Origin of the sequence: Klebsiella sp. HMSC25G12 (assembly GCF_001807705.1) — a bacterium.
GTDB classification, from domain to species: domain Bacteria; phylum Pseudomonadota; class Gammaproteobacteria; order Enterobacterales; family Enterobacteriaceae; genus Klebsiella; species Klebsiella variicola.
In genome coordinates, this window is sequence record NZ_KV789871.1 from 41,184 (window position 1) to 61,601 (window position 20,418).

Annotated in this window: 10 protein-coding genes; all 10 read left to right on the plus strand. The window is 56.6% G+C overall.

The window, feature by feature from the left end:
- Nucleotides 1-3 precede the first annotated feature (3 nt).
- The 10 genes from HMPREF3096_RS10140 to HMPREF3096_RS10185 all read left to right on the plus strand — a co-directional run bounded on the left by HMPREF3096_RS10140 (nt 4) and on the right by HMPREF3096_RS10185 (nt 20,357).
- Nucleotides 4-396, plus strand: a complete 393-nt coding sequence (locus HMPREF3096_RS10140; protein WP_014907811.1) for an HK97-gp10 family putative phage morphogenesis protein — start codon at nt 4-6, stop codon at nt 394-396.
- Between the two features lie 31 nt (nt 397-427).
- Nucleotides 428-889, plus strand: a complete 462-nt coding sequence (locus tag HMPREF3096_RS10145) for a major tail shaft subunit (RefSeq protein ID WP_014228913.1) — start codon at nt 428-430, stop codon at nt 887-889.
- A gap of 57 nt (nt 890-946) precedes the next feature.
- Nucleotides 947-1,312, plus strand: coding sequence for a phage tail protein (locus HMPREF3096_RS10150; RefSeq protein WP_014228914.1), 366 nt, complete (start codon nt 947-949; stop codon nt 1,310-1,312).
- A 232-nt stretch (nt 1,313-1,544) separates the two neighbouring features.
- Nucleotides 1,545-4,880, plus strand: a complete 3,336-nt coding sequence (locus tag HMPREF3096_RS10155) for a phage tail tape measure protein (protein WP_070544417.1) — start codon at nt 1,545-1,547, stop codon at nt 4,878-4,880.
- Complete coding sequence (locus HMPREF3096_RS10160; protein ID WP_014228916.1) at nt 4,880-5,218, plus strand: phage tail protein; 339 nt, start codon at nt 4,880-4,882, stop codon at nt 5,216-5,218. The genes HMPREF3096_RS10155 and HMPREF3096_RS10160 overlap by 1 nt, the downstream gene beginning before the upstream one ends.
- Nucleotides 5,215-5,970 carry a phage minor tail protein L gene (locus tag HMPREF3096_RS10165; protein WP_064323404.1) on the plus strand — a complete coding sequence of 252 codons (756 nt, stop codon included), beginning with the start codon at nt 5,215-5,217 and terminating at the stop codon, nt 5,968-5,970. Before HMPREF3096_RS10160 ends, HMPREF3096_RS10165 begins: the two co-directional genes overlap by 4 nt.
- Nucleotide 5,971: 1 nt before the next feature.
- On the plus strand, nt 5,972-6,682 hold the full coding sequence (locus HMPREF3096_RS10170; RefSeq protein ID WP_023317958.1) for a C40 family peptidase: 711 nt from the start codon (nt 5,972-5,974) through the stop codon (nt 6,680-6,682).
- Nucleotides 6,683-6,714: 32 nt separating this feature from the next.
- A complete protein-coding gene (locus HMPREF3096_RS10175) occupies nt 6,715-7,062 on the plus strand; it encodes a hypothetical protein (RefSeq protein ID WP_070544418.1) in 348 nt (115 codons plus the stop codon).
- 51 nt (nt 7,063-7,113) lie between these two features.
- Nucleotides 7,114-7,707 carry a tail assembly protein gene (locus HMPREF3096_RS10180; RefSeq protein WP_064323696.1) on the plus strand — a complete coding sequence of 198 codons (594 nt, stop codon included), beginning with the start codon at nt 7,114-7,116 and terminating at the stop codon, nt 7,705-7,707.
- 62 nt (nt 7,708-7,769) lie between these two features.
- A complete protein-coding gene (locus HMPREF3096_RS10185; protein WP_070544419.1) occupies nt 7,770-20,357 on the plus strand; it encodes a TipJ family phage tail tip protein in 12,588 nt (4,195 codons plus the stop codon).
- Nucleotides 20,358-20,418: the final 61 nt, after the last annotated feature.

Sequence of the window (20,418 nt, forward strand, 5' to 3'; positions counted from 1 at the left end):
CGAATGGAAGTTAAAGGGCTGGATGAGCTGGAGCGGCAGTTAATGGCCCTGGGCGAAAAAGTGGCGACGAAGGTATTGCGGGATGCCGGGCGCGAAGCGCTAAAGGTCGTCGAGGAAGATATGAAGCAGCATGCCGGCTTTGACGAAACGTCTGCCGGGCCGCACATGCGGGACTCAATCAAAATCCGCTCTTCCACCCGCAAGGGTAAAGGGAACGCGGTTGTAACGCTCCGTGTTGGCCCCAGCAAGCAGCACCATATGAAGGCGCTGGCGCAGGAGTTTGGCACGGTTAAACAGGTTGCAGACCCCTTTATCCGACCCGCCCTGGATTACAACCTCCAGACCGTTTTGCGCGTGTTAACCGTGGAAATCCGAAACGGCATTGAAAACAGGTAGCATCCGCTGCCGTATAAAAAGAGAGAGAAACATGGCTGATAAAACTTCGCCTGAATATGCGATGTTGCCGGCGGGCACCATTGTGAAATACGGGGAGCCTGGCGCTGCCACGTCAGCGCTGAAACCGCTGATTAACTGTAAAGCGCTGGGTGCAATGGGGCAGACGGGGGGCTTTGTCGACTGCACCACGTTACTGGATAAGCAGAAACAGTCCATCAGCGATCTGCCTGACGGGCCTGAAAAGTCGCTGGGCTTCATTGATGATCCGGGCAATACCGATTTTGCCGCGCTGCTGAACGCAGCAGAGGCCCGCAAGACCATCCAGTTATACGTCGAATTACCCAACAAGCGAACAGCGACGATGCTCCTGGCGCTGTCCGGGTGGCAGATGAATGAAATCGCCGCTCCGGCGAATGAGGTCATCCAGATCACTGTTCAGGGTAAACAGAACAAGATCACTTGGGGAACCGTCGCTGTCTCCGGCGGCGCCTGATTAACTTAACCTGTAAACAGCCACCTTCGGGTGGCTTTTTATTTTTAAGGACTACCTGTGAAAGATAAAGATTACCTGTCCACGCTGAAATCCGCGTTGCTTAAATCGGAGCCAACCGTCATTAAAACCGAGTTATTTGGCGCCACCGTATTCATCCGCCGCCTGACCGGGGATTACCTCATCAGCTACGAAGAGAAAATGGCTGAAACCGCAAAAGCTGGCGCAGCGCGCGAGGCATCGGAGCAAGTCATCCAGATCGTCATCGATGCACTGGTTCAGCCGGATGGAACGGCCATTCCGGATGAGTTTAAACCCACGGCAGCCGAGCTGCTGAAGGCCCATGAAAACCCCGAACTGCTGGCCGCAGTGGAAAAAGTGAAGCAACACGCAATCGGCAAGCTGGAGGAAGCGGAAAAAAACTGAGTGACTCGCCCTGGCTGGAGCTGATTTTCTGGCTGGCCGACCGCTGGGGCGAGCCTGACCCATCCAAAATTGCCGCGTTGCCGGCAAACACTCTGTACCACTGGCGAGCCTACTTCCTGAAACAGGGCACTTTCCGCCGTCCTGGCGATGAAAACGCGCCACCAACCGAAACCACACCTGCGCCATCCCGGGTCGATGATGAATGCGCGGCAGTCATGAGGGCATTAATGTAATGGCAGACGTCGCATCTTTAGCGGTCGGGCTGCACCTGAACGCAGCCAGTTTTAAATCCCAACTGCTGGGAGCGTATGGCGATGCGGAGAACCAGTCACGACGGTTTAACCGTAATGCCCAGGCGGACGCGAAAAAGACGGAAGACGCCTATAAGAAGGTCGGTCTGTCGATATCCGGGATGGCCAGCCGGCTGGCGGGGCTGGCAGGAGCCGGCCTTTCCATCGGTACGATCGTCACCACGTCCAGACAATATGGACAGGCGTTATCAGATCTGCAGGCCATCACCGGTGCGACTGCAGCTGAAATGAAAGCGCTGGATCTGGCTGCGCAGGAAATGGGGCGCACGACAGAGTACAGCGCCAGCCAGGCCGCCGAAGCGTTAAAGCTGATGGCGTCGGCTAAACCGGAGCTTTTAAAAACGTCCGATGGACTGCAGAAGGCTACGAACAGCGCGCTTATCCTGGCGCAGGCCGCCGGCACAACGCTGCCCGATGCGACCAGAACGCTGGCGCTCTCCTTAAACCAGTACGGGGCGAGCGCGCAGGAAGCGGATAGTTATATCAACGTGCTGGCCGCCGGCGCGAAGTACGGGTCGTCGGAGATTGTGGATACAGCGGCCGCCATTAAAAATGGTGGCGTTGCAGCCGCACAGGCCGGCGTTGGTTTTGAGCAGCTGAATGCCGCGATTCAGCTGCTGGCAGAGCGTGAAATTAAAGGCGGTGAAGCCGGCACGGCGCTGCGTAACGTCATCCTGAACCTGGAAAAGGGCACAGACAAGAGCCTCAAGCCATCCGTGGTTGGTCTCAGCCAGGCGCTGACCACTCTTTCCGGGAAAAATCTATCCACGGCCCAGGCCGTAAAACTGTTTGGCGTGGAGAACCTGAATGCGGCGTCTATCCTGGTCCAGAACCGTTCAAAGCTTGATGAGCTGACCGCTTCCCTGACCGGTACCAAAACGGCGCATGAGCAGGCATCCATCAGGGTTAACAACCTGAACGGCGATTTGCTGGGGCTGAGCAGTGCGTTTGAAGGGATGGTCATTAAGATCGGCCAGAGCAGTAACGGGCCACTCCGCAGCGGGATTCAGGTTGCCACGGAGGCACTGAACAGCCTGGCAGACAATTTCAACACCGTCTCCAGCGTGGCGCTTTACAGCCTGATCCCCGTGTTATCCACGAAACTGACTGCAGGGCTGCGGGAGAATATCGCGGCCTGGCGGGAAAGCCAGGTGGCGGTAAAAGCGCGGGCGCAGGCTGATGCGGATATTGCCCGCAAAACTCTGGATTCGACAGCTGCCATCCTGAAACAGAACGACGCTGAGTTTGGCCACTACCGGCAGATGGAGCGGACGGCTAAACAGTACGGGATGAATATCAGTTACCAGGATGAGTTTACCCGCCTCATCCGACAGGAAACTGAACAAACCAATCTGGCCAGCCAGGCGAAACTGAAACTGGCGGCGGCAAACCGGCAATTGTCGATATCAGCCCGCGCGGCCTCCGTTGCGGTGGGGCTGGCAAGAGGCGCATTAAATTTAATCGGTGGTCCGTTCGGCGCCGCGATGCTGGCCGGTTCGGGCCTCCTTTACTTTCATGAGAAAGCAAAGGAGGCCAGGCAGTCAGCCATTGATTTAAAAGATGCCGTAGTCGAAACCAGTGAAGCGCTGATGCGTCTCTCGCTTAACCAGCTAAATGTGAAGCAGTTCGACCTGGAGGATCAGTACGAAAACCAGGTCGTGCAGCGTAACCAGCTGATGAAAGAGATTCAGGATGCCGACAGTCGTATCGACAGCCTGAAAGGGTTTGACCCCTTCGGCCAGCTGGAAGGGGTGACAAAAGGCCAGGCGCGTGCACGGGCGGATCTCGAAAGCGTTAACGAGGGACTCCGCAAAACCGAGGAAAACATTAAGCGTGTCAGTGATGCAAAAACACTGGCTCAGCTGGGTTTATCGGGAAAAATAACCTCCCTTACGGACGATCTGAAAGGGGCGTTAAGCACGCCCCCCAAAGAGACCGGAGATGGAAATCCATGGGACGGCGATGGCGGTACCGGCACGGGGAAAGGCAGTAAGTCCCAAGTCGACCAGTTCAAAACGCTGCGGCAGCAAATTGAAGAAGCCCATGCATCCAGCCTGGCCAGAATTAACCTGCAGGAAAAGGACAGCAACAGGGAGCTGCAGGAAGCGGCGAAGAAAAATGGCGCCAGTGATGCTGACCTGCAGCGCGCGCTGTTAATGAACGCAGAGAATTACCAGAAACAGCGACTGGATCTGGCCGCGCAGTATTCCCCCGCCCAGGAAACTCTGCGAAAAGAGCAGGAAGCCAGCCGGGACCTGGCTGAGCTTTTCAAAGCCCGCCTTCTTGATGAAAAAGAGTACCAGGCCGCACGAATAACGCTGGCCAGAGATACCGCGAAAGAGCTGCTGCAGGCGCATGCCGATGAAATCGCTGCGCCGGCACTGGATATCGCCGGCGAAGTTGATCCACTGGTCTCGCTGCGCAATCAGCTTGCGCAGCGGCAGGCATTGCTGCAGGCGTACTACCAGGGCAGCGCGATCAGCAAAGAACAGTACGAAATGCTGATGCAGAAGGCGACGAAAGAATCCGCCGATGCGCAGTATCAGACGTCACTGGAGTTATACCGATCACAGGGAGAATTCCAGAGCCTGGCCGTCGGGTTATTTGAAACGGCCCATGAGCGCTCAAGCAACTTCCTGACGAGCATGCTGACGCGGACGAGAAGCTTTAAGGAGAACATGGCTGACCTGTTTTCCTCGCTCACGCAGTCGATCATAAAAAACCTCGTTGATATGGCCGCTCAGGCGCTGGTCACCAGTTCCGTCATGCAAACCATTATGGGCGTGGTGGGCGTCGGGACCAGCGTTGTCACGGGCGCTGCGGGCGCAGGCTCGGGGACGGCGATCCAGAATGCCGCCAGTAACTTCCAGTTCAACGCCAAAGGCGGCGTTTACGACTCGCCGTCGCTGAGCGCATACAGCAACCAGGTCTACGACTCTCCGCAGTTCTTCGCTTTCGCAAAAGGGGCCGGCGTATTTGGCGAGGCCGGGCCGGAGGCCATCATGCCACTGACGCGTGCCGGCGATGGTTCGCTGGGTGTACGCGCTGTCGGTGGTGGTCAGAACGCCGGCGCGTCGGAAGGGCCAAAAGTCTATATCACGATTGAAGGCGGAAACACCTCAACGCAGGCGCCGTCTGGTTTTGAGCAGTTTGGCCAGCAGATCGGCTCGTTTGTGGAGAAAAAATACAGGGAGCTGATGGCGCAGGATATGCGCCCTGGCGGGATGGTCTGGAATGCAGTTAAAGGGCAACGCTAATGGCTATTGAGATATTCACCTGGAGTCCGCGGGTTAATCCCCAGCAGACCGTTAACTTTCGTGTCCGGAAGGCGCAGTTCGGTGACGGGTATACGCAGGTATCCGGCGATGGTATTAACACCCGATCACAGGATTGGGAGCTGAGTTTTGTCGGTACGGAGGACTATATCCGTCCGATTAAGCAGTTCTTCGACCGTCATGCAGGCACCCGCGCGTTTCAGTGGACCCCGCCTCTGGAAGAGGTGGGGCTTTTCCGCTGCGAACAATATAAACCGGTGCCTCTGGGCGGCGGAAATTACTCACTTTCAGCCACTTTTATTCAGGCATTTAAACCATGAGCCTTAACGCGAATTATCAGAAGTTAGAGCCAGGCGATGAGGTTCGTCTCCTGGAGATCGATGGCCTGGCGTTTGGCCTGGATGAGGTTTTGTATTTCCACGGCTATAACGTTCCCCATACTGCAGCCGAAATCCTCGCCGCTGGCGGCGACCTGGATAAGCTGCCGGCGAAAAGCATCTGGTGGCAGGGGCGGGAGTATAAAGCCTGGCCATGTGAAATCGAAGGGATCGAGTCATCCACCACGGGCAGCGACGCGCAGCCAACGCTGCGGGTAGGTAATATCGACGGAAAGATATCCGCGCTCTGTCTTCATTACGACGATCTGGCTCTGGCGCGGGTTGTCATCCACGACACGCAAAAACAGTATCTCGATGCGAAGAACTTTCCGGACGGGAATGCCTCAGCTGATCCGACGCAGGAGAAACGGCGCCTTTTCTTCATCGACGTAAAGCATTATGAAGACGATGAGAAGGTGGAATTTACTCTCTCCAGCCCGTTTGCCCTGCAGGGGATGATGATCCCCACTCGCCAGCTGCATGCGATTTGCACCTGGTGTATCCGCAATCAATACCGCAGCGGTAACGGGTGCGACTATGCCGGCACCCGGTATTTTGACAGGAACAATCAGCCAGTTGATGACCCGTCGCAGGATGTCTGCAACGGAACGCTCACGGCCTGCAAATTACGTCATGGTGAGAATAGCGAACTGCCGTTTGGCGGGTTCCCCGGCACTTCATTAATCAGGAGCTGATATGCGTCAGAAAACGATTAAGGCCATCCAGGAACATGCGGCCGCAGAATATCCGCGCGAGGCCTGCGGCCTCGTCGCCCAGAGGGGCCGAGCGGAGCGTTATTTCCCCTGCCGGAACCTGGCCACAGAGTCGAAAGATAATTTTGTGCTGGCGCCGGAGGATTATGCGGAGGTTGAAGAATGGGGAACGATCACCGGTATTGTTCACAGCCATCCTGATGCCACCACCCAGCCGAGCGAACTGGATAAAGCGCAATGTGACGCGACCCTTCTCCCCTGGCATATTATCAGCTGGCCAGAAGGCGATCTCCGTACCATCCACCCGCGTGGTGAGTTGCCGCTCCTCGAGCGACCATTCGTGCTGGGCCACTACGATTGCTGGGGCCTGGTGATGAGCTATTTTCGGCAAACCCACGGCATCGAGCTGCACGATTACCGCGTCGATTATCCGTGGTGGGAAAAGGAGTATCCGGACAATTTTTATCAGGACTGCTGGTATGAATGCGGGTTCCGTGAGTTTGATGGTCCACCGCAACCGGGTGATATGGTGATCATGCAGGTGCAGGCGGATAAGTGGAACCACGCCGGGATTCTGCTGGAAGGGAACCTGCTGCTGCATCACCTGTATGGCCATCTCAGCAAGCGCGTGCCGTATGGTGGGTACTGGATGGAAAGGACAATGAAAATCGTTCGATATCATTCTCTATGTTAACCTTTTGTTGAAACAGCAAAAGGATATAGGGAATGAAAAAAGCTATCTTCGGAGCCACATTACTTCTGGCATCATCAACTTTTGCGGGAACAGTTGATGATTATTTATCACGCCATCCGCAATTAAAAGAAAGCGCCACTGTCGATATTTATGTAAAACGCATGGCATTCATGATGGCATTAATGGATGCACAACAACGATATAATAGGTCAGACGATGACTTTATATATCAACTCCTTTCAAGCAACGGTGATAAATATGCCAGGATGGGCGTAAGGAAATTTGCCCGTGATTGCAGGATAGAGAGGAGTATAGGTCAAAGTGGCGATTTTAATAAAGAAGAGTGTGATTTAATAATCAAGACAGACAAACAAAAATAGATTAAATAAAAAGCAGCATTTGAAATGCTGCTTTTTTCTGTTAGGTGCCAAATGAAAGAAGCAATGACCAAAATAATACTTTCTGGAGTATTAGGTAAAACTTTTGGGAAAATTCACTACCGTTTAATTAGCACTGTTCATGAAGCAGGGCAGGCATTATCGGCAACGATACCAGGCTTCGAAAAATTCATGATTACCAGCAAAGAGCGTGGACTAACCTATGCGGTATTTAAGGGTGAAAAAAATATTGGGAAGGATGACTTAGGATTTCCTGTTGGTGGTGAAGTCATCCGAATTGTTCCTGTTTTAATTGGTAGTAAAAAGGCGGGACTGCTTCAAACAATTCTTGGAGCAGTTATTATTGTTGCCTCTGCTGTCGGCTCTTACTTTGTTCCTGGCAACCCCGTGTCAGCATTTGGTTATAAAATGGGGGCTGCTATGATGCTCGGCGGCGTTGTTCAGATGCTCTCCCCACAGCCAGCAGGCCTGGCCCGAAAAGAATCCGCTGACAATAAAGCGTCCTACGCCTTTGGGGGCGTGACGAATACTGCCTCTCAGGGATACCCGGTCCCTTTGCTTTATGGCAAACGCCGAATTGGCGGAGCCATTATATCTGCCGGTATTTACGTAGAAGACCAGCAATAAGTTTTATTCAGTAAACCATCCAATTCAGGCCACCTTGCGGTGGCTTTTTTTATGGGCGTAATATGGCAAATAACATAATTAAAGGGCGCAAGGGTGGCGGCTCAAAGCAGCGTACACCGACGGAACAGCCGGATGATTTACAGTCCGTTGCGAAAGCCAAAATTCTGCTCGCATTAGGTGAGGGTGAATTTGCAGGTGGTTTAACCGGGAAAGATATTTATCTTGATGGCACCCCGCTTGAAAATGCTGATGGTTCGCAAAACTTCAGTGGCGTGTCCTGGGAATTTCGCCCCGGCACGCAGGCTCAGACTTATATTCAGGGTATTCCCGGTACTGAAAATGAAATCAGTGTGGGATCGGAAGTTTCCAGCAAGACAGCCTGGACCCATACCTTTACTAATACCCAGCTTTCTGCCGTTCGTGTCCGCCTGAAATGGCCGTCCCTGATGAAACAGGAAGATGACGGCGACGTGGTGGGCAATACCGTCAAGTATGCGATTGACCTGCAGACCGACGGCGGCGCCTGGCAGACGGTGCTGGAAACCGCTGTCACGGGTAAAACCACCTCCGGTTATGAGCGGAGCCATCGTATTGATCTGCCCCAGGCCGGCAGTACCTGGACGCTACGCCTGCGTAAAATCTCTCCGGATGCAAACAGTGTCAAAGTTGGCGACGTGATGACGCTGCAGAGCTATACCGAAGTGATTGACGCGAAGCTGCGTTATCCCAACACCGCGCTGCTTTATATCGAGTTCGACTCCAGCCAGTTTAATGGCTCCATTCCGCAAATTTCCTGTGAGCCGCGTGGGCGCGTGATTCGTGTGCCGGATAACTACAATCCGGAAACCCGCGAATATACCGGCGTCTGGACCGGCGGGTTTAAATGGGCCTGGACGGATAACCCGGCCTGGATCTATTACGACATTGTTATAGCTGACCGTTTTGGTCTCGGTAATCGTCTGAGCAGCGCCAATATTTCGAAATGGACGTTGTACCAGATTGCACAGTACTGCGATCAGCTGGTTCCTGACGGGCGCGGTGGTGACGGCATGGAGCCGCGCTATACCTGTAACGTCTATGTCCAGGAACGCAACGATGCTTACACCGTGCTGCGAGACTTTGCCGCCATTTTCCGGGGCATGACCTGCTGGAACGGTGAGCAGATTGTTGTGCAGGCTGATATGCCGCGTGATGTCGATTTTACCTATACGCGCGCCAATATTATCGGCAAACCCCGTTATTCGAGCAGCAGCAGCCAGGTTCGGTACACCAACGCCCTGGTTTCCTGGTCTGATCCGGATAATGCTTATGCTGATGCAATGGAGCCGGCATTTATCCCGGAACTGATTTCCCGCTACAGTTTTAACCAGCTCGAAATGACGGCGATTGGCTGTACGCGCCAGAGCGAAGCCCACCGTAAGGGGCTGTGGGGCATACTGACCAACAATAAGGACCGCATGGTCGAAATTGATGTCGGGCTGGACGGTCGCATTCCTCAACCCGGTCATATTATTGCCCTGGCGGATGAGTTGCTGGCCGGACGGGTCAACGGCGGGCGAATCAGCGCGGTGAATGGCCGGGTGATTACGCTGGATCGTGATGTGGATGCCAAACCTGGCGACCGCCTCCAGCTAAACCTGCCATCCGGGATCTCACAGAGCCGGACAATTCAGGCTGTTAACGGACGCCGGCAGATTACGGTCACAACGGCGTACAGTGAGACACCAGAACGGGAATGCGTCTGGGCCATTGAATCCGATGACCTCTTCCTGCAGCAGTACCGGGTTACAGGGGTAAAAGAGAACAGCGATGCCACCCTCACGATCACCGGCGTGGCACATGACCCGGATAAATTCCCCCGCATCGATACCGGCGCTATTATCGACCAGCGCCCGGTTAGCGTATTGCCGGCGGGCAACCAGTCACCTCCTGACGATATTGTCATCACATCCCGCTCGGTCGTGAATCAGGGGATCAGCGTCGAAACGATGCAGGTTAACTGGTCAGCGGTCAGCGGCGCTATTGCCTACGAGGCGCAGTGGCGCCGTAACGACGGGAACTGGATTAATGTGCCGCGCAGCTCGACCACCTCGTTTGAGGTCAGCGGCATTTATGCCGGTCGTTACCTGGTTCGCGTCCGCGCGATCAATGCGGCGGAGATCTCGAGCGGCTGGGCGTATTCCGAAGAGAAAACCCTGACCGGCAAGGTCGGCGAGCCGCTGGCACCGCTGGCGCTGGCAACCCGTTCGCTGGTTCATGGAGTCCAGGTTAGCTGGGAGTTCCCGACCGGCTCCGGGGATACGCTGCGCACGGAACTGCAGTACAGCAAAAACCAGGACGGCAGTGCGCCAATGCCGTTATCAGACGTGGCCTATCCGGGGAAAAGCTATCAGCAGATGGGCCTCAGTATGGGCGCAGAATTCTGGTATCGGGCGCGCCTTGTGGATCGTCTTGGCAATGAAAGCCCGTGGACCGGCTGGGTCCAGGGGATGGCCAGCGATAACTTTGATGACTACTACGAAAACCTGACCGACGCGATCAAGGATACGGCGGCCTGGGAGGAAACGCAGCGCACCATTAGCGAAACACAGGAAGGTATCCGCAATACGCAGCAGGAACTGGAGCAGACCGCTGAAGCTCTGCGTAAGGAAGCCGAAGACCAGGCGAAGCAGGTCAGCCAGGATATTGATGCATCGGCGAAAAGCATCACTGCTGATGTTGACGGGAAGATCTCCGCCGTGAATAAAACCATCACGGATGAGATCACCTCGGTCAATGAGGCTCTCGATTCTGGTCTGGCTCAGGCAAACAAAGGCGTTCAGGAGGCAAAATCCGCCGTCGCAGATGCGAACAAGCAGATCGCAACTGTGAACAAGTCGTTGACCGACAGCATCACCCAGGTAAGACAGTCAGTCACCGATACGGCTGCGGAAATCAACGCCACCATCGACCTGGAGATTGCCAGGGTCAGCAAAACGCTGGCCGACGGCGATGCCGCATTGAATGCGCAGATAAAGACTGCCGAAAATGGCCTGAAGCAGTCGCTGTCTCAGGTTAACACCACGCTGACCAATGCAGTGAAGCAGGAGACCGCGGATCGTATCGCCGATGTTAACGCGAAGGCGGCACAGGCCGCTGATGAACTGCTGGCGGCAACGCAGGGGATTGAGGCGAGTATCGAGAGCCTGACTCAGGTGATGAAGACTGCCGATGAGAATCTGGCGCGGGAAATGTCCAGCCTCGCTGCCGGCGCTAATATCCAGTTCGATTCGCAGGTTATCTGGCATTTCAACAATCAGACGACCGAGGGCTGGACCGGCAGCGCCGGCGTACCGGGTGTGTCCCAGGATGGCTGGTTACGCCCGGCGGACAGTGCCACCGATCCGTACATTACCTCTCCTGGCGGACTGGCTGTCGATGGTGCGGCGTACCGCTTCATCATGCTGCGCTTTCGTAAAACCGGTAAACCAGTCTGGGCGGGTGAGATCCGCTGGGTGTCTGCCGGCGAAAACTTCAATAACACGAAGCGATACATTGTTGCTGAGCCGGAATATGCCGATGGGGTGGCAACCCTGACTGTGCGTGATATTCCGTGGACAGGGAACATTGATCGTATTCGCCTGGACCTGACGAACCAGCAGGATGCCAGCAACTTTATCGAATTCGACTGGATCGCCGTTGGCCGGCCAGCACCCGGCGCCAGTACGGCGGCTCTGCAGGATGTGCGCAGTACGCTGAGTAACGCGCTGACCGCCGAAGCGCAGGCACGCAGCACGCTGGCGGCGCAGATGCGTGGCTCCTATGATGGGAACGATCTGGAGAAAGTCACCTCCGGGCTGCTGTACCAGGAAAAAACCGCGCGCGTTACCGCCATCTCGGCGGAAGTTAAGGCCAGAGAGTCCCTGCAGACGCAGTTTAACTACAACAAAGCTGCTGTTTCTGGTGAACTGAGTTCTCTGACGACAGAGCAGAGCGCGCAGGCGAGCCGTATCGGTGGCCTGGAAACCAGCCTCGGGAAAAAAGCCGATGCGGCCGCGCTGACGTCCCTGACGCAGAAAGTTGAGCAACAGGGCGCCACGCTGACATCGCAGGGCGCCGCGTTAACATCGCTCACTAACCGGGTTGGCCAGACGGAAACGGGCCTGGCTGGTACGAATGAAGCACTGAGCGGGCTGCAGTCTGTTGTTACCCAGCAGGGCGACAGGATAACCAGCCAGGGTCAGTCCATCACGAAACTGACGAGCGATTTGGGCACGACAAATGCCGCGCTGGCGAAGAAAGCCGAAGCGGCTGCGGTCACTGCCTTAACGCAGCAGGTAGAGCAAAACGGGCGGGATATTCGCAGCAATACTGACAGCATCACCAGCCTGTCGAATCAACTGGTCAATGGCCAGCCGAATCGCTGGTCCCGTCGGATCTATCCGGTGCAGCTGGCTAACGCCGGGACAGTCCCGTCATTCAGCGATGTTCGTGCTGTGGCACCAACGGTAGTGGATGAGGTGGCCGACGCGGCCAAACTGGACTTTACGTCCGCCGGCAGCTATCTGATCGCGCTGTATTCCTGCCAGGTGAAAGTGGCCGCAGATACCACCATCACACTGGCGCCCGGCGCCAGGGTTTTTGATGATACCGGCGCCATATTTGTGAATGGGGTTCAGGTCGCCTGGGGTAACGCCAGCTGGAATACCGTCAGTTTTGAACTGAAAGTCGGCTGGAACACCGTTGAGTTTCTGGTGAATCAGTGGACCGGCCAGGCGTATATCAACCTGGGCCTGAAGCTGTCAGACAAGGTTGCTGAGATGTACTCCGGTCTCGGGGTTTCCGCGCTGGCAAACGCAGCCGGCGTGCTCAGCTCGAATGTCAGCCAGATTGGCAACGAGGTGGTCAGCAATTCGCAGAGCATCACCCAACTCCGGAATGCGCTGACGCAGACAGACGCGAACGTGGCCAGCAAAGCGGATCAGACGGCGATGAACTCGCTAACCGGACGAGTGGAGAAGACGGAATCCGGGCTGACGGCTGCTAACGCCAACATTACCTCGCTGAAATCCGCTGTACGGGCCGGAAACGCATCAGGCGGAGATTTAATTCCCAACCCGACATTTGACCCGGCTTACGACCAGATGGGGTTTAGCGTCGTATCCACGACGGCTGAGGAGGTCCCTCCTGGCTGCCCGTATGGTTATGCGGCCAGAATTGCCAGCCGGGATCACCATCCTAACTTTGCCGCGTTCCCGGCCACGCTTAACGATGTGATTGAGATCAGCGCACTGGTTGCCTGCGGCGCCGGCACGGCGAATTTTAATCTGTATGTTGGCACCGCCGTTCGGCCAGATACGAGCACCGGTGCGCCACTCATGGCGGGGGGCGGAAAATCACCTTCCGCGACCTGGCAGAGAACCACCTGGCGCTTCAAGGTCACGCAGGCGATGGTAGACAGGGGTTATATCCGCCCGTTCCTGCAGATCTCGCAGAACAGCCCGTATGGCACCGTATGGTTCGTTACGGACTGGCATATGCGAAATGTGACAGCGGCGCAAAAGGTTCAGGATACTGCGGATGCCACGGCGGCGGCGGTTGACTCGCTGACCACCACCGTGACGCAACAGGGTAATCTGCTGACCTCGACCGGCAACCGGACAACCCAGCTGGAAAACGGGCTGGCAACCACCAATGCCGCAGTGGCCAAAAAGGCTGATGCGACAGCGGTGCAGGATTTGACCAATACCGTCACACAGCTGGGCAACGATCTGACTGCTGCGAACAGCGCCATCACGAAACTGACCGGAAATCTGGCGAATACCGATAAAGCGCTGGCGCAGAAAGCCGATGCGACTGCGCTGGCCACGCTCGACACGAAAGTGACGCAGCAGGGTAAAACGCTGGAGAGCCAGAGCAATTCGCTGACGAATCTGTCGAACAGTCTCTCGCAGGTTGCGGCAGATATCGATGCCAGCGGTCAGATACCGGGTAACCTGGTCGTGAATCCATCATTTGAACGCGGGCTGGATGGTTATACCGGGCGGTCAACCGCGACCAGTGTGGTGGAGGTTTCCGCTCCTCACAGCGGGACGCGGGCGCTGAAGGTTGATCCGGGGAGCGTGTCTCCGGGGCAATACATCCCGTTTGTTCAGGGGCGAACCTATGAAATCGGGGTGTGGGTCAAGGAACCCGGAGCGACGACGGATAATGGCGCGGGGAACAACAAGTTGCGGATCGGTAACTCTGCCGGCCAGCCGGTCTTTGAGCGTCCGTACAACAGCGGCACGGTGGGGACAAACTGGACCCTGGTTTCCGGTCGCTGGAAAGCGACGGAGACAGCCAGCCTGCCGGTGACGCTGAGCAACTATCTGATTAGCGGCAGCCGCTACTTCGATGATTTTTACGTCACTGACGTTACCGACCGGGTGGACATCGATGCCACCGCCGGCGCCGTTACCGGACTGACGAGCCGGGTCAGCACAGCGGAAGGGGCTATCACCTCGCAAAGCCAGCAGCTGACGAACCTGCAGAACAGCCTGAACACGACCAACAGCAATGTGTCGAAGAAGGCCGATGCAACGGCACTGACTTCGGTCGATAACCGGGTAACAGAGGCGGAAGGGAAACTGACCACACAGAGCCAGCAGCTGACAAATCTGGCGAATGTGCTGACGGCCACCCGCAACGCTGGCGACAACCTGATCCCGAACTTTGATTTTCTACAGGGCAGCACTGCCTGGGATATTCAGTATCCAGCCGGTGTGACCTTTGGCGATTTCGGGGACGGGAAAGCGGGGGTCCGGCTGAACCGGACGACTAACACCAGTCCGGGGATCTTCTCCAACAACAACAAGCCGGTGCCGCTGAATGGCCAGCGCAAGTACCGCGTGGTGGTGAAGGCCAAAGGTGTTTCCGGCGCGATGAGTCTGCTGATCCGTCGCCAGAACAAAATCGGCCAGACGGACAGTACGTATGAGGATAAAACGGTCACGCTGACCACTGACTGGCAAACCATCACCTGGGAAACCGGATTGACGGCTGCCGGCGCGGACGGGCAGAACTTCAAACTTTATTCTCATCCGACAAACGGCGAAATCTGGCTCGATTCCGTCCGGGTGTTTGATATCACCGATGAAACCAACATCAAGGCGACCAGCGATGCTGTTTCGTCTCTGACCGGGACGGTGACGAACCAGGGGAACACCCTGACATCACAGGGGCAATCCATCACGGCGCTGAATAACGCGCTGGAAGGGGTCAAAGGCGATGTGGCGAAGAAGGCTGATGCGTCGGCGGTCAGTTCACTGACCAACCGGGTTACCCAGACTGAAAAGGATATCCGTAGCCAGGCCGACAGCCTGACCAGCCTGAATACATCGCTGAAGCAGCAGGCGACACGGGGAGCCAACGTACTGCCGGACGGCAGTTTTGAATCCTATGCCGTCGGCGATGTTCTCAGTAATGCCCGCGCCGTTATCACCAGTGAAGCTGCGCACAGCGGGACCAAAAGCCTGCGTGTTACGCGCAGTACGGAGTACAACCCGAACGCGACGGATAATAACGATACCCATATCTTTTCAGGCATGCAGGTTCGCGATAACGCGGTCTATTACGTGGAGGCGTGGGTTAAGTTGCCGGCTGGCTCGACCGCCGATCCGACCGTTTATATGGTGCTCGGATTTTCCTTCCAGGATTCTGCCAATGGCTGGTCGTGGCCTGGCCTGAACGTGAAAGTCTCCGAGTTGTCGGTGGACAACTGGACAAAAGTCAGTGGCTATCTGACCAACAACCGAACCGCGCTGAAACAGGCAATGGTGAGGATCTCCATCCCGAATACACCAAAAGTTCGCCTGGGTGACGCCTTCCTGATTGATGATCTGATCATCACTGACGTGACCGATGCGAAAGCGGCGCTCGATGCCGCCGATGCGAATGCGCAGGCGCTTTCCAGTCTGTCCGCGTCAGTCACGCAGAACGGGAAGAATATTACGTCTCAGGGCAGCGCGATCACGAAACTGCAGTCGGATGTGACGCAACTGGGTAAGGATATCAGCGGCAAGGCCAATGCCAGCGCGCTGACGAATCTGACGACCCGCGTGACGGCTACCGAAGGCGGTCTGAAATCGCAGGGAGACAGCCTGACCAGCCTGCAGAACAGCCTGAACACGACTAACAGCAATGTAGCGAAGAAGGCTGATGCAACGGCGCTTCAGAGCCTGCAGAACACCGTTGAACAGCATGGCAGGGATCTGACCACGCAAAGCAGCGCGCTGACGAACCTGGAAAACAACTTTTCCTCCCTGGCCGTGGGAGGGACCAATCTTATCCGCAATGCGGACACTCTGGAGGGATGGAGCAGCCGCCACGCCACAGAAACCTATCTGGGCGACCGCGTGGCCTATACCCGGCTGGCGAAAGGTGCATCCGGTTATACCCAGCTGGATGAACAGACGCTGGACGTTACCGGGCGTACGGAATTTGTATTCAGTTTCTATGCGAAAGGGGCTTATGACGGGCAGGAGATGGCGAGTTATTTCTATAACCCGTCGAACACCACCACCACGGAAACCAGCCAGGGCGTTAAAGGCGGGGCCGGTGACGGCAAGGCGGTCACGAAACTGACCACCGCATGGGCGCGTTACTGGGTGAAATGGGTTATTCCTGCCACCAGTGGCACCAAACGGCTGATTGCCGCGCGTCTGGAAAGCGCGACGTCTGCCGACAAAGAAGTCTGGCTCTGCCGCCCTCAGCTGGAAACCGGGACCGTGATGACCGACTGGTCACCGAGTCCGGATGATGCGGCCAGCGGTATTACCGCGAACACATCGGCCATTAACAGCCTCACCAGTCGGGTGACGAATGCCGAGGGGCAGCTGACCGCGCAGTCTCAGAGCATCACGAATCTGCAGAACAGCCTGAACACCACCAACAACAACGTGGCACAAAAGGCCAGCGCGCAGTCGGTGAGTGATCTCACCAGCCGGGTCACCAGTGCGGAAGGCAAAATCACCTCCCAGGGGCAGGCTATCACGAAGCTGCAGGGCGATTTGAGCAGCACCACCGATAAGGTCAACACCAAAGCGGATCAGACGGCGCTTAACGCGCTGACTGGCCGGGTGGAGAAAACCGAGGCAGGCCTCACGGCAGCCAACAGCAACATCGTCAGCCTGACGGCGGCGGTGAACGCCGGGAATGCTGCCGGGGATGATTACATCCCAAACCCGTCATTTGATCCGGCGTATGACCGCATGGGTTATGACGTGGTGGAGACCACCGCCGATGGTGTGCCGGCTGACTGCCCGTTCAGGTATGCCGTCCGGCTGGCCGGGCGAGACCATGTGCCAAAAATCAACAATATCGCCGTGACACCGGGCGACGTTTTCGAAATGTCTGCTCTGGTAGCGTGTGGTACCGGCAGCGCTGACTTTAACTTCTATATCGGTCGGGCCACTACCGCCACCGGTGGCATCGGAGCGAAAGCGTCCGGGGGCAACACCAGGACCACCTCCGCGTGGAAACGAGCCACCTGGCGCTTTACGGTGCCATCCGATACCAGCTTGCTGCGGCCGTTCCTGCAGGTTAATCAGAGCAGCCCGTTCGGCACCGTCTGGTACGCTGCCGACTGGCATATGCGTAACGTGACGGCGGCGAACAGTGCGCAGAAAACCGCAGATGTGACTGCAAAAGCGGTGGATTCACTGACCACCACGGTTAGCCAGCAGGGCGATACGCTCAGCAGCATCGGCACGCGGACCACCTCGCTGGAGAACAGCCTCCGGTCGACAAACGATACGGTGAGTAAAAAGGCTGACACGACAGCGGTGACGCAGCTGCAGGGCACGGTGACGCAGCAGGGGAATGACATCGCGGCAGCTAACAGCGCGCTGACAAAACTCAGCAGCGATCTGGCCACGACGAATGCGAACGTGAACAAAAAAGCGGATGCAAGCGCGATGAACACCCTGCAGAACCAGGTCACGGAGCAGGGCAAAACACTCAGTGCGCAGGGGGATTCTCTGACGCAACTGAGTAACAGCCTGAGCCAGACGGCAGCGGATATTGACGCCAGCGGGAAAATACCGGACAACCTCATTGTCAACGGCAGTTTTGAGCGCGGCGCGGCGGGCTTTACCGGCTGGAGCAGTACCGCGACGGTGGCCGATTTACAGGTTCCGCACTCGGGTAACAAGGCGCTGAAAATGTCCGCCGGCCAGTCGAACCTGGTCGGACAGGAAATCAGTATCACGCAGGGCCGTACCTACCGCATGGGGGTATGGGCGAAGCAGGACTCGGGGACCACGATTAAAGATGCGGGTAACACGAAGTTTCGTGTGGCCGACAGCACTGGCCTGCTGGTCGGCTCAAACTACGGACCGTTTAGTTCTGGCTGGCAACTGGTAACGTTTGACTGGAAAGCCACGAAGACCACGACGGCCAGTTTCCAGCTGACGACCTTCCTCAGCGCGGGGGCCATGTATTTTGATGATTTCCATGTTCTCGATGTTACGGATGAAAAGGATATCGCGGCTAATGCCGGGGCCATCTCTCAGATGAATACCCGCGTCACTGCAGCGGAAGGGGCTATCACCACCCAGGCGCAGCAGCTGACGAAACTCAGCGGCGATCTGGCCGTCACGAATGCGGCGGTCAGTCAGAAAGCTGAGCAAAGCGCTGTAACCGGGTTGACCACCCGGATGACGTCTGCCGAGGGTAAACTGGATTCGCAGTCGCAGCAGCTCACCAGTCTGCAGAACAGCCTGACCACGATGAATACTGAGCTGGGTAAAAAGGCTGACACGTCCGCGGTGAGTTCACTGACCGGTCGCGTCAGCCAGGTGGAAAACACCATCACCAGCCAGTCGCAGAGCATCACGTCGCTGACCAGCACCATCAATACCATCCGCACTCAGGGAGCTAATCCGTGGGTTGACGGTACGTTTGAAAGCTACAGCGATGGCCAGGTGCTGGGCGGGAACGGCACCGCCGTTGTGGTGGCGTCTCGGAAATTCACCGGCGGTAAGAGCCTGAAGTTGAGACGGGATGAGAACAACAGCGGCAACAGTGATAAACAGCTTGGCACCTGGCAGTCAGTCCGTGAGGACGCGAAGTTCCGGTTTGAGTTCTGGGCCATGATGCCGGCGGATCAGGCGCCCTCCTCCGGGTGGACAACGCTGGTCGGTATCCAGTCGCAGAATGCTGCCGGGCAAAATGCGTGGCAGGCGGCGGTCACTGTCAGCGAAGCCTCTCTGGGCGCGCGCGATAAGTGGGTGAAATTCACGGGTATCGCCAGTAACAACGGGGCAGGCAGAACACGTGCGGTGGTCTGGATCTCCACTCGTGGCGCCACCGGCAACGGTACCCCTGGCTATTCACTGTATATCGACGATCTGGTCATCACGGATGTTACCGATGCGAAAGCGGCACAGGATGCCTCTGACGCGACGGCGAGCGCCGTGAGCGGCCTGACGGCGCGCGTAACGGATGCCGAAGGGAAAATCACTGCCCAGGCGCAGCAGCAGACGGCACTGGCCACGAAAGTGGATAACGCCAACTCCCGCGTCGATAACATGGCGAAGACGCTGAGCGACAGCCAGAGCACACAGGCCAGCCTGAATACCTCGCTTCAGTCGCAGATTGACGCCCAGGCGGCCGCCAACATCAAAAACCAGACGACGCTGGACAACACGATTAAATCGGTGGCCAGTATCACCAGTACCCAGCAGACGCATGCAACGGCACTGGAGGCGCTGGCAACGCAGCAGACGACCCTGACATCCAGTGTCGGGGATCTCAGCGCTTCCGTTCAGAACACCGCTAAAACTGTGGCGGATGTGAATGGTACGGTGAGTTCGCTGTGGTCGATGAAGGTTGAGACGGTTAACGGGAAGAATGTTGGCGCGGGGATTACGCTGGGCAGCAATGGTCAAACGAGCGACATGATCCTCTACGCCGACCGCTTCTCGCTGTTTAACCGTAACAATGCGACGGCAGTGCCGGTGATGATTGCCGAAGGCAATGAACTGTATATCGATACGGCACGTATCAAAAACAGTTCCCTGACCTCAACCAAAATCGCGGACGGTTCCATCACGAACGCGAAGATCGGCAACGAGATCCGCTCGAATAACTTTGTTGACGGGTCGCAAGGCTGGCGTATCGCCAAGGATGGCTCTTCGCAGTTCAATAACGTGATCGTTCGTGGCAGGGTCGAAGCGAATAGCGGCGTGTTCCGTGGCACTGTCCAGGCGGATGCGTTCATCGGTGACATTGCGGTGGCAAAAGGTTACGACAGCCTGACCTTCCGCCGCAACCAGACGGTACAGCGGAACGGTGCGTATCAGAACAGGGGGTATAGCATGACAGTGGTTCTGGCCTGCACCCTGGTGTGCCAGACCTATGGGACAGGCAGTGGCCTGGGGTATACCTCTGATATTACGTTCAACATTGGTGGGCAGGAGGTAACCCGCCGTATCTTCGTCGATGCCGGTAATATCACAGCTGGCACCACGGCCTTTGAATTGCGGTTTGCCGCGCGCCTGGATGCTGACTACAACAATGTCGGCTTCTTTATCAAGGCTACAGGTCGTAATGCCGCGATTGATTACACCTGCACAGTCGAGAACATCACCGCAACCGCATTCCGAACGGACAGCAGTTCATTTAGCTAACAGAGGCCCCGCCAGGGGCCTTTTCTTTTTCCAGGGATAACCATCCAGGAGGAACTTTATT